This is a genomic window from Parabacteroides sp. AF27-14, from assembly GCF_003635425.1.
Classification (GTDB): Bacteria; Bacteroidota; Bacteroidia; order Bacteroidales; family Tannerellaceae; genus Parabacteroides; species Parabacteroides distasonis.
The window spans coordinates 43,141-55,207 of the sequence record NZ_QTLZ01000003.1; the positions used below are offsets into that span (position 1 = coordinate 43,141).

The 12,067-nt window shown below is 43.7% G+C and carries 11 protein-coding genes and 1 pseudogene; 10 read left to right on the top strand and 2 right to left on the bottom strand.

Translation table 11 applies throughout. The features are described 5' to 3' along the window. Positions 1 to 92 precede the first annotated feature (92 nt). From DWY79_RS04170 to DWY79_RS04195, 6 genes are all read left to right on the top strand, one after another. Complete coding sequence (locus DWY79_RS04170; protein WP_121773605.1) at positions 93 to 638, top strand: DUF1599 domain-containing protein; 546 nt, start codon at positions 93 to 95, stop codon at positions 636 to 638. 5 nt (positions 639 to 643) lie between these two features. Continuing rightward, positions 644 to 1,927 (top strand): BT_3928 family protein, encoded by a 1,284-nt coding sequence (locus DWY79_RS04175; protein WP_122368904.1) that lies wholly within the window; start codon positions 644 to 646, stop codon positions 1,925 to 1,927. Between the two features lie 36 nt (positions 1,928 to 1,963). After that, positions 1,964 to 2,719: a triose-phosphate isomerase gene (gene tpiA, locus DWY79_RS04180; RefSeq protein ID WP_008773970.1), complete on the top strand. Its 756-nt coding sequence runs from the start codon at positions 1,964 to 1,966 to the stop codon at positions 2,717 to 2,719. A gap of 70 nt (positions 2,720 to 2,789) precedes the next feature. Next, positions 2,790 to 3,296: a hypothetical protein gene (locus tag DWY79_RS04185; RefSeq protein ID WP_005860984.1), complete on the top strand. Its 507-nt coding sequence runs from the start codon at positions 2,790 to 2,792 to the stop codon at positions 3,294 to 3,296. 5 nt (positions 3,297 to 3,301) lie between these two features. Next, positions 3,302 to 3,892 carry a GTP cyclohydrolase I FolE gene (gene folE / locus DWY79_RS04190; RefSeq protein WP_191215943.1) on the top strand — a complete coding sequence of 197 codons (591 nt, stop codon included), beginning with the start codon at positions 3,302 to 3,304 and terminating at the stop codon, positions 3,890 to 3,892. A 184-nt stretch (positions 3,893 to 4,076) separates the two neighbouring features. Continuing rightward, a complete protein-coding gene (locus DWY79_RS04195; protein WP_122368905.1) occupies positions 4,077 to 5,336 on the top strand; it encodes a serpin family protein in 1,260 nt (419 codons plus the stop codon). Here the strand turns inward: DWY79_RS04195 and DWY79_RS04200 are convergent. Beyond that, positions 5,333 to 5,604, bottom strand: a pseudogene (locus DWY79_RS04200) (type II toxin-antitoxin system YafQ family toxin). The gene DWY79_RS04195 and the pseudogene DWY79_RS04200 sit on opposite strands and share 4 nt — an antisense overlap. A gap of 3 nt (positions 5,605 to 5,607) precedes the next feature. Continuing rightward, positions 5,608 to 5,808, bottom strand: a complete 201-nt coding sequence (locus tag DWY79_RS04205) for a hypothetical protein (protein WP_034532133.1) — start codon at positions 5,806 to 5,808, stop codon at positions 5,608 to 5,610. A gap of 944 nt (positions 5,809 to 6,752) precedes the next feature. On the opposite strand from DWY79_RS04205, the gene DWY79_RS04210 reads away from it, so the two are divergent. The 4 genes from DWY79_RS04210 (at position 6,753) to DWY79_RS04225 (ending at position 12,034) form a co-directional block, all read left to right on the top strand. Further along, positions 6,753 to 8,009, top strand: coding sequence for a serpin family protein (locus DWY79_RS04210; RefSeq protein WP_070103032.1), 1,257 nt, complete (start codon positions 6,753 to 6,755; stop codon positions 8,007 to 8,009). Positions 8,010 to 8,103: 94 nt separating this feature from the next. Beyond that, on the top strand, positions 8,104 to 10,263 hold the full coding sequence (locus DWY79_RS04215; RefSeq protein WP_122368906.1) for an outer membrane beta-barrel protein: 2,160 nt from the start codon (positions 8,104 to 8,106) through the stop codon (positions 10,261 to 10,263). 20 nt (positions 10,264 to 10,283) lie between these two features. After that, complete coding sequence (locus DWY79_RS04220; protein WP_057319263.1) at positions 10,284 to 11,342, top strand: sensor histidine kinase; 1,059 nt, start codon at positions 10,284 to 10,286, stop codon at positions 11,340 to 11,342. Then, the gene (locus DWY79_RS04225) at positions 11,339 to 12,034 is read left to right on the top strand and encodes a LytTR family DNA-binding domain-containing protein (protein WP_122368907.1); all 696 of its coding nucleotides are present in this window, start codon (positions 11,339 to 11,341) and stop codon (positions 12,032 to 12,034) included. Before DWY79_RS04220 ends, DWY79_RS04225 begins: the two co-directional genes overlap by 4 nt. Positions 12,035 to 12,067: the final 33 nt, after the last annotated feature.

Genomic DNA, 12,067 nt, shown 5'->3' on the forward strand with positions numbered 1-12,067 from the left:
CTTTTCATTTATCTTATTAGCTTTTGTTGTCTTGAATTTTCGAGAACATCTACGTCTTTTTTCCTATATTCGCGGGTATAATCTAGGATAGTATGCCAAATACAAAGGAACAATTCGAGCAAGTGATCTCCCTGTGCCGGGAGTTGTTCGAGAAGAAGTTGAAAGATTACGGGCCGTCGTGGAGGATTATGCGTCCCCAGTCGGTTACTGACCAAATATTTATCAAGGCGAACCGTATCCGTAGCTTGGAGATTAAGGGGACGAGCATGGTGGACGAGGGAATCCGTCCGGAGTTTATCGCCATCGTTAATTATGGCGTGATCGGTTTGATCCAGTTGGCGTTGGGATTCGCGGATACGACCGATATCACGATAGATAAAGCCTTGGAATTATACGATAAATACATCACTGAGACGAAGGAACTGATGTACGCCAAGAATCACGACTATGATGAGGCGTGGCGCAGTATGCGTATCAGCTCGTACACGGATCTTATTTTGATGAAGATTTATCGGACCAAGCAAATCGAGAGTCATGGAGGCAAGACACTCGTCTCCGAGGGAGTGGACGCCAACTACATGGATATGATCAATTATGCCCTCTTCGGCTTGATTAAGCTGGAGTTTGGCGAGGAGTGAGCTACATGGAATATAAGGAAACCGTAAAGAAAGTGATCGCAGAGGTCTGCCGCCTGTTATTGGGAGTTGTCTTTATCTTCTCCGGAACGGTGAAGGCTGTCGATCCCATGGGAGGCGCCATTAAGATTGGCGACTATCTGACTTCCTTTGGGCTGGATAAGCTGCAACCCTTTACGGTATTGATCTCCTTTAATTTGTCCGCTCTGGAGTTCATGCTGGGTGTATGTATGTTAGTAGGAGTGTATCGGCGGTATACGACCTTCTTGACCTTGCTGATGATGTCTTTCATGACGCCGCTGACGCTGTATCTGGCGATCTTCAATCCCGTATCGGATTGCGGTTGCTTCGGGGATGCCTTGGTGATCAGTAATTGGCAGACCTTCTATAAGAATGTCGTACTTTTGGCCGCCGCTATTTACGTGTTCATCCATAATCAGCGGCTTTTACAAGGCTATACCTACCATGTCTACTGGTTCGTGGCCTTGTGGGCATATGTCTTCGCTATCGGTTTCGCTTACCGGAATTATAATCATTTGCCGATCTTGGATTTCCGTCCCTATAAGTTGGGTGCGAATATCTCTGCCTTGATGTCGATACCGGAAGGTGCGCCCGAGGATGAATATGCGTATTCTTTTATTTACGAGAAGGATGGCGTACAGAAAGAATTTTCTTTGGAGAACGCCCCGGCCGATGATAGTACGTGGACTTTCGTGGATTCAAAGACCAAGCTGGTCAAACAAGGATACGTTCCCCCCGTTACCACATTTCATATCTATAATGAGAATGACGCAGACGTGACTGATGAGTTGCTGAACGACCCGAAAGGTCTCTTCCTTTTGATCGCTCCCCGTCTGGAGAATGCGGATGATGAGCGTATCGACGAGATCAACAATGTATACGATTACGCCTTGGAGAACGGCTTGGGCTTTTATTGCGTGACGGGTTCTTCCGCCGAGGCTATCGCTACATGGAGTGATAATACCGGTGCCGAGTATCCGTTTCTTATGGCCGATGATGTCCTTTTGAAAACAATCATCCGCTCCAATCCGGGATTGGTCTTGCTGAAGAAAGGTACGATCTTGATGAAGTGGCATTACAACGATATCCCACAGGAAGAAGACCTGAAAACGATCGTAAACGGCTATCTGGAAGGAAATACCGACTGGAAAGCGAAAGAAGATGCCCGGCTAATAACCAACCTATTAAGTTTTACCGTACCTTTGTTGCTGGTTTGGGGATACGATGCCTTGCGCAATCGCCGTCGCCGGAAAGGAAAAGAATCTGAATAGAGATTTATTTGTATTACATATTTAAATTATTAAGTTATGAGAAAGAATATTGTTGCAGGAAACTGGAAAATGAACACTACTCTTGCTGAAGGTCTTGCTTTGGCTAAAGGTTTGGACGAGGCTTTGAAGGGTAAGACTCCGAATTGCGATGTGATCATCGGTACTCCGTTCACTCACTTGGCAAGCGTTGCTGCCGCTATCGATACAAACAAGATCGGTGTTGCAGCTGAGAACTGCGCTGACAAGGAAAAAGGTGCTTATACAGGTGAGGTTTCTGCCGCTATGGTAGCTTCTACTGGCGCGAAATATGTGATCTTAGGCCACTCTGAGAGACGTGCTTATTATCATGAGACTCCGGAGATCTTGAAGACGAAGGTTGAGTTGGCTTTGGCTAACGGTTTGACTCCGATCTTCTGTATCGGTGAGGTTTTGGAGGAGAGAGAAGCTGGCAAGCACTTCGAGGTAGTAGACGCTCAAATCGCTGGTTCTTTGTTCGATCTTTCCGCTGAGGATTTCGGCAAGATCGTCTTGGCTTACGAGCCGGTATGGGCTATCGGTACAGGTAAGACTGCTTCCGCTGAGCAAGCTGAGGAGATCCATGCTCACATCCGCGCTACTTTGGCCGCTAAATATGGCAATGAGGTAGCTGATAACTGCACGATCCTTTACGGTGGTAGCTGTAACGCCGGTAACGCTAAGGAATTGTTCGCTAAACCGAACGTAGACGGTGGTTTGATCGGTGGCGCTTCTTTGGCCGTTGACAAATTCATGCCGATTATCGAGGCTTTTTAATTAATTCATAATAAGAAGGTATCTTTCCCCTCAATGAATGGGGAAAGATACTCTTTTTAATATTCTATCTATGAAAAGAATTCCTTGTATCTTATTGCTATTTGCCTTTATGATGGCCGGTACTTCATCTTTATTCGCTCAGACGGCGTTGGAAGGTGAGCGTTCGACCATATTCGATGCGTTGCAGAGATCCGGTTTGGGAAAAGGCGAGGTCGTTATCAATCAATCCGCCGCTATCCGCGAGATGGTGGGTGAGCGTATGCGTGGAGCGAACGTGGAGACGACCGATAGCCTTACCTTCTTGAAGGTACAAGGGTATCGTACGCAGGTATTTTCCGGTAATAACCAACGGGTCTCGAAAGACGAGGCTTTTCGTAAGGAGAAGGAAATCAAGGAGCTTTTTCCAGAGATCCCGACGTATGTCACTTACAACGCCCCGTTCTGGAAGTTGCGTGTGGGAGATTTCCGCTCGCATGAGGAGGCCTATCATATGATGCGCCTGTTGATGGGTGCTTTCCCGAAATACGGGAAGGAAATGTATATCGTACGAGAAGAGATAAAAATTCCCCTAAATTAAAGATGATGTCAGAAGTAAACGAAGAGACGCTACGTACACGGGAAGCTTTGGCCGGCCATTATAAGGAAGTATTGGGTTTGCTGGGTGAGGATGCCGGGCGTGAGGGTCTGCTTAAAACGCCGGAACGTGTGGCGAAAGCCATGCAGTTTTTAACCAAGGGATATCATGAGGACCCGGAGGCGGTGCTCCGTTCCGCCATGTTTCAGGAAGAGGATTACAAACAGATGGTTATCGTGAAAGATATCGATTTCTTCTCCCTTTGTGAGCATCATATGTTGCCTTTCTTCGGCAAGGCCCACGTGGCTTATATCCCCAAGAAATATATTACGGGCTTAAGCAAGATCCCTAGGGTAGTGGATATCTTCGCCCGCCGTCTCCAGATACAGGAGCGTATGACGATGCAGATCAAGGATTGCATCCAGAGGACCTTGGACCCGTTGGGCGTGATGGTCGTGATCGAGGCGCAACATATGTGCATGCAGATGCGTGGCGTGGAGAAACAAAATTCCTTGACGACTACCTCTGATTTCACCGGCTTTTTCCAACAAGCTAAGACGCGCGAGGAGTTTATGAATCTGATCAAGCATAACCGCTGATCATCATCTCCCGTCATAGCTTACTCCAGTTTAGCCGTATAACTGATCCGCAGTGATACGGCTTTTATTATATCCCTACGTTTCCATCCGTTGAGTTACTGTTGTGATAAATATATAGGCGGGATGCAACTTTAATGGAGACCTATTCATCAATTAGATATAAGGACATTAAAAATATCAAGTTATGAAGACCAACAATTACCTATTCCTGTCGCTCTGTCTCTGCATACCTTTGTTTGCGTTGACTGGGTGTGACAATGATTCTTCTGAAGAACCTTTCGGAACCGATACTGAGCGATATGATATACCTTTGGATACTAAATCGCTAGAGGTAAACGCTAGAGGGCAGAAGTTCGCTTTTAATTTTTATAAGGAAATGGCTGGCAAGGAGGAGTCGAATTTTTGTATCTCTCCTTTAAGCGCCTCCTTTTGTTTGGGTATGGTATTGAATGGGGCGAATGGTAATACGTATACAGAGCTACAAGAAGCCTTAGGTTATGAGGGCTTAACCAACGAGGAGATAAACGCTTATGCCCAAATGATGCAGACGGAGCTTCCCAAGTTGGATGGTCGTACTATTTTCATGAATGCGAATAGTATGTGGATCAAGGATGATTTCCAAATGCTGGAACCATTTGTAAAGACCAATCAAACGTATTATAATGCCGAGGTTTATAACGAGCCGTTCAATATGGAGACGGTGGACAAGATCAACCATTGGTGCGCCAATAAAACGAATGATTTGATCCCTAAGATGCTGGAGACAATCAGTCCCAATACATTGGCATGCCTGATCAACGCCATTTATTTCAAGGGAGTGTGGAAAATGGAGTTCGATAAGGGAGATACAAAGGACAAGCCGTTCCATCTAAAGGACGGATCAGAGATCAAAGTTCCTACCATGAAACAACAAGCGACAAATTATTATTATGGTGATGAGCAGGTATCTGTCGTGGAACTACCTTATGGAAACGGAGCGTTTAGTCTGGTTCTTTTTATGCCGTCCGATAAGAAGAAAACCTCGCTAGATGAGTTGATTGCGGACTTGGATGCGGATCGTTGGAACCAGTGGATGAGCAACCTGAGTTCTTATTCGTTCGACCTCTATTTGCCTCACTTTACGATGGAATCAAGTATGGATTTAACAGATGTGATGAGGACATTGGGAGTCAAGGATGCCTTTAAGTCGGAGGCAGACTTCACGAATATATCAACCGAACAGCCTTTATTTATAGGCTTGATAAAACAAAATACCTTTATTAAGGTCGATGAGTCCGGCACGGAAGCCGCCGCTGTTACGATAGTAGATATGGATACAAGTGCGCTTCCTCCCGCTACCACTTTAAAGGAACTTCGTTTTGATCATCCCTTCGGCTATGTCTTAAAGGAGAATAGTACGGGTGCCATTTTATTCGCAGGCCGAGTGGATCATCCCAAGTCTTAAAATAAATCAGTGTGTGTACCGGTATCGGTCATGATCAAGACCAGTTCGGTATCGTTTTGTTGCCATATTAAGAGCCAGTCGCTTTTAATATGGCATTCCCATAAGCCCTCAAATTTACCGCTTAGTTTATGGGGGTGATATTGCATTGGGAGGGAACCGGTTTCTTGAAGAATGCCGATAACTCCCATAGGAGTTCTGGATTGCAATTCCTTTTCAAGCATTTCTTGAAACTCTTATCAAATTGCTTGGTAGTCTGTACGTCGTACATGGTTTATTGATTTAGCAAATGCTTTTTTAGATCTTCCATATCTTTGGCCTTATAAACCCTTCCTGCCTTGATATCCTCCAGCCCCTTCTCTATACCGGACTTCTTCCTGCCGATATTCCAACCGAATTTCTTGGCCAGTTCTTTGAGCAAGGCCATGTCTACCTCCGGTAAGGTAATTTCTACTTTCTTGACTGTCACTTCCATATCTTGGGTTGTTTATAGATTGTATGTGACAAAAATACGTTTTTTTATTGAATTGATAATCATCTTTGGGAGATTTCGAGAAAGACGATCGAAGGACATGACAATCTGTTAGGATTGACAATTTGTAATCGGAAGTCCCGGAGAATCGGTTTTTCCGGGCTAAGGTACGTCTTGTGCTTGAATTTGAAAAAATAAATCAGCAATCGGTTCATTGATAGAGCAATGCCGAAAAATAGCCTTTTGTTCTAGCGAAAATAATTCATCGTAATTCATATCCGATGGAGCAAAAGGAGGGAAAAACGGTGTTACGATAGGGCTATAAGGAGGTAAGAATGCCCATTCACGACTACTTACAACCCTATTTGCGACTGCTTATAATGCCCAATGGCACTACTGGCGTTGCTTAACGCGACCGTATGTGTAGGCTTTTGTCGCCTAATGTGTATCGAAAACGGTCTTTTTCATTGGAAAAGCACTGTTTATTGTTATCTCCCCTCCTTTATCTTGTGATTCCTGTGGAAATGAGATGTTATGGAAAAGCTCTAATACTACTCAAAAAGACAGAAAAGCCTCTTCGTGGATGACTTTATGGAAATGAGAATTTTGCTTGATCAACAGCTGGAAAAAGCGTTTAGAAGTGAATAACTAATCACTTCTAAAGCCGTTAGTTATTCACTGGGTATACTCGTTAGTTATTCACTCGACAAGCCGCAAGTTATTCATTTCAGAAGGCAAAAGTAGGAGATTTCATACTGGAAGCATTGCTTGTTTGTTGATGGAGATATTTTGATACGGTATTAATGTACGTGCGTACATTAAATTTATTTAAGTATAAAACGGCGAGTGAAAACAATCTAATGTCTTTAAATAAGATAGATAAAATGCAACATTATGTGTATCTTGCGCATCTATATTATATATAGGAACATTTAAATCATTGTATTATGAAAAGCACTTACTACCTATTCTTATGCCTGTGCATCCCGTTATTTGCATTGACAAGCTGCGAAAATGATTTGGAGGGAGATAATTTCGGTCAGGATACGGAACGATATGACATTCCCTTGACCTCTAAATCCGCCGAGGTAAATGCGAAAGTACAAAAATTCTCTTTCGATTTTTATAGAGAGATGGCTCGTAGGCAAAAGGCTGACTTTTGTATATCTCCTTTGAGTGTGAACCTTTGTTTGGGCATGGTCCTGAATGGCGCGGATGGAAATACCTATAAGGAGATCCAAGAGACTTTGGGCTATGAGAACTTTACCTACGAAGAGATAAACGCCTATGCGCAAATGATGCAAACGGAGCTGCCTAAATTGGATGGACGTACGATTTTTACCAATGCCAATAGCGTGTGGGTTAGGGACGACTTTAAGGTGTTGGAATCTTTTGTTAAGACCAATAAGATGTATTATAACGCAGAGGTTTACAATGAGCCGTTTAATGATGGGACGAAGGATAAAGTAAACCGTTGGTGTGCCGATAAGACGAATAATTTAATACAAAAGATCCTTGATGATTCTTCTTCCGATGCCGTCTCTCTTTTGATTAACGCTATTTATTTTAAGGGGGTATGGACTTCGGAGTTTAAGGAAAAGGATACGAAAGACGAACCTTTTTATTTGAATAGTGGGGAGGAGATAAAAGTACCCACCATGCGGCAGGAGAATACTACTGATTGCTATGTAGACGATAAGGTTTCTGTCGTGGAGTTACCTTATGGCAATGGTGCGTTTAGCCTTGTCGTATTCATGCCTAGCGCAGACGATGAAGTTGCGTTGAGTCGCCTTATCGAAGGGCTGGATGATACGGAGTGGAATCATTGGATTGATAAGATGAAACGGCAGAATCTGAAACTATATCTTCCGCGGTTCAAGTTTGAGTCTCCTTCGATGGATTTGAAAGAGATCATGCGAGTGATGGGGATCTCAGACGCATTTGATCCGGTTTTGGCTGATTTCTCAATGATGTGTGATGCCTCTGTATATGTAAATGAGGTAAAACAGAAAACCTTTATTGAGGTAAACGAGTCCGGAACAGAGGCGGCTGCCGTGACTATGGCTGATATGAATCTATTTATGGATTCTCCTGCCCCTACTATTTCCGAACTTCGTTTTGACCATCCCTTCGGCTATGTCCTAAAGGAGAAGAGTACGGGTGCTATCTTATTTGCCGGACGGGTGGATAAACCGACTATATAAAAGGTTTTCTTACCTTTCATCCCCCGGATACTTCCGTTGGTCAAAATAATTTGATTGGATACTCCTGCTGATGTAATTTTGATATAAAAACGACATGAGCAGGAATCTTTTTATAATAGTTCTATTGATAATTACCCCTTTTTGTGGTTGGGGACAGGTCGATACGATAGCGGACCAGAAGTTACAGGAGGTGGTGATCATGGCTAAGCTCCCTACGGTAGAAATGAAACCGGGGAAGATGACTTATAGGCTGGATGCCTCTATCACCCAAAGCCAAGGGAATGTCTACGACGTGTTGACCAGTTTGCCGGGAGTCGTGATACAAAATGATGGCACTATTTTCTTGAATGGTCAAAACGGGGCGAATATCTTGATGGATGGTAAGCCTACCTATTTATCGGGGCAAGATCTTGTCAATCTCTTAAAATCGACTCCTGCCTCCATTACGGATAAAATCGATTTGATTACGCATCCCTCGGCACGTTACGACGCTAGCGGAAACTCCGGTATTATCGATATACGTACGAAGAAGATATTGCGAAGGGGAATGAACCTTTCGGTAAATGGTAGTTATGACCAAGGTAAATATGGGGAAGGTTTCGCTTCTACTACCTTGAATCTGCGGACGAATAAGTTCAACTTCTATCTCTCTTATTCCTATTCCCGGAAGAATGATTACGATGATTTGTATGTGGAGAGAAGCTATCTGGAAGGTTGGCGGCCGGAAGGGGAGACCGGGCAGATGACGCAATCTTCCTATCGAACTTGGAAGAATAAGTCAAACTATTATCGTTTCGGGATCGATTATCAAATGTCGGAAAAGACTACGATAGGGCTTTCCACGGATGGAAATCTGGCGGGTAGCAAGGTTGAGGGAGACATGAACTCATCCATTCCTAAGCGATCTCCGCAAACCGGAGGTTTGCTTCGTACCTTGAACGACCAGAATCGTTCGCAGGATAATTTTACGGCTGTTTTAAGTTTAACACATACCTTTAACTCCGATGGCGGGGTCTTGGATGCCTCTATGGACTACTTGCGTTATCGATACGAGGAAGACCAATATTTGAATAGCCAAGATACCTTGTTTGGGGATATGGATGGAGGAATCCATTTATACTCCGGACAAGCGAATCTGGTGTGGCCTTTCTCGAAATCCTTCACGTTCCATGCAGGCGCCAAGACCTCTTTTGTCTCTATTGATAATAACGCTGATTATAATCGGTTACAAGGTGATTCTTGGCAACCGGACCATGACTTGAGTTGTGATTTTCAGTATGACGAGAATATAAACGCGGGCTATGTACAGCTTGACGCCAAATTCTCTTCTATAAGTCTGGAGGCAGGTCTTCGTCTGGAAAATACCCGCATAGAGGGCGAACAATCGGGTAACGCTTATCAAAGAGACTCCTCGTTTACCAATCATTATACGCACTTGTTCCCAACGCTTTCTGTTCAGTATGCCTTGAGGAATGGGAATAGTCTGTCGCTTACTTATGGCAAACGGATTGTCCGTCCGAATTACCGGGACCTGAATCCGTTTGTATATATCCACGATGAGTATACGTATGATAAAGGTAACACCTTATTACGCCCGGAATTATCCGATAATCTGGAACTGGCCTATATACATGGCGATTTATTCCGGGTGGGGCTTGCTTTCAATTATACGAAGGATGTAATTATCAAGAGCTATTTGGATCAAGGGAACTATGTCGTTTATGTCTCACCGGAAAATCTCTCTTCCCGCGTCAGCGTAGGTCCCCGGCTCAGTACCTCCCAATTACCGTTAACCTCATTTTGGAACGTGAACGTCAGCGCATCCTGGATCTATAACCGGTATCGTTTACCGGAGAATTATCAAGTAAAGGTGAATAAGAGATGGACGCCGAATATCGGGATCTCGAATCAGTTTAGCTTTGCCCGGACTTGGAGCGCTGAACTTATCGGTTTCTATAATGGGAAAATGGCGGCGGGACAAGCTACGATCTATCCGTTATGGCAAATAAATGCCGGTATCCAGAAGAAGATATGGAAAGGCCGGGGAACGATCCAGTTATTCGCACGGGATATTTTCCATTCGAATGTATCGAGAATGAGCGTGATGACTCCCACCCAGCACGCTTTTATAAAAGAGCGGATGAACCGGACGGTAGTCGGTATTTCATTGACCTATCGTATAAATCGTGGTTTGGAGGTGAAAGAATCTCGCCGGAAGCATAGCGTAGATGAAAGTAAAAGAATAAATTTGTGAAACCTCTAGACAAATGGTTTATGAAAAAGATATATAAGTGGATATATGCCTTGATTTTTGCGGTCTCTTTGTATTCTTGTATCCGCTGGGTAACGGATTATACGAAAGAAGGACACTACTGGACACAGTCCTTGGGGAATAGTATCCTAGAGATCGTGATTCTAATCTTTGTCTCTTATTTGTTTTTTATTTACTTTGGAAGCCAGATCGAGAAGAGCCGAAGAGCGAAAGAACCGAATAGGTGGAAATTTGTTTGGAGATCGTATGGAATGCCTTTCTTATTTATTATATTGGGTGTGAATGCTACGTTGGCAATAACCCGTATATTTATCGGTGATACTTTCCATATGGACGATATAATAATTGCGAACGTGATAGGGAGCTTGTTTGCGTTTATGGTCTATAATGTTCAGCGAGCTCAAGTATTGGATAAAGATTACGCCGAGCAGCGTATCCAACTCGAAAAGATCAAGAATGATCAATTACAGACGGAATTGAAGTTCTTGAAATCCCAATATCATCCTCACTTCTTGTTTAATGCGCTCAATACCGTTTATTTCCAGATTGATGAAAGTAACAAGGCGCCTCGTCGCACGTTAGAGATGATATCCGAACTCTTGCGTTACCAACTGTATGGCGGTAATCAGAAGGTCAGTATCCTACAAGAAATTGATTATTTGAAAACTTATATAGCTTTGCGTAAGCTTCGTATGAGTGAACGCCTGCGGTTGCGTGTAGAGTTTCCGCCCGAATTGAATGAACTGAATATTTATCCGTTACTCTTCCTCCCGTTGGTAGAGAACGCTTTTAAATACGTAGGTGGCGATTATCAATTGGATATTATCATGAAATGGGAAAATAACCGGATCAGTTTGTTTATACGAAACTCCATCCCCGAGCTTTCAGCGGAGGACGAAGCGTTGCGTAAATCGGTGGATGAACGGCAACGTAAAGGCATCGGTCTGGTAAATTTACGCCGCCGATTATCTTTATTGTATCCCAGTAAGCACCGTTTGGAAACCCGGAAAGAAGAGACTGAGTTCGTAGCGGAATTAATGATTGAAATAGAAGAAATATGACAATAACCTGCGTGATAACAGATGATGAGCCGATGGCCCGTAAAGGATTGCAATCGTATGTGGAGCGAGTGGATTTTCTCTCCTTGACCGGTGTATGTGAGGACGCTATCCAATTAAATACCCTGTTGAAAACTCAGCAGCCGGATTTACTTTTGTTAGATATCGAGATGCCTTATCTTTCCGGTTTGGATTTATTGGCGACCTTAAACCAGCCTCCCAAAGTGATCGTTACTTCCGCTTATGAGCAATATGCCTTGAAAGGGTATGAGCTGGATGTCGTGGATTATTTGCTGAAGCCTATTTCCTTTGAGCGTTTCTTAAAAGGCGTGAATAAGGTGCACGACCTGTTGGCTCGGGAGAATACGCCGGATACGGATGCCTCGTTCTTCGTGAAAAGCGAGAAGCAAATGCGTAAGATCTACCTAAGAGATATCTTATTTGTAGAGGCGTTGGAAAATTATGTTAGTATCTATACTACTTCCGGTAGAGTATTGACCCATTCAACCTTGAAGCGGATCGGGGAATCCCTACCCGATGATCAATTTCTCCAAACGCATAAATCGTATATAATTAATGCGGATCGTGTCGATCTGGTAGAAGGGAATAGATTACGTATCGAATCCTATCAAATCCCGATCGCCCGTAATCTCAGAGATGTTGTATTTAAGCGTATCCTTAAGAATACGTTGTAATTACATGACTGTAGCTAGGTCATAGAGACGCGG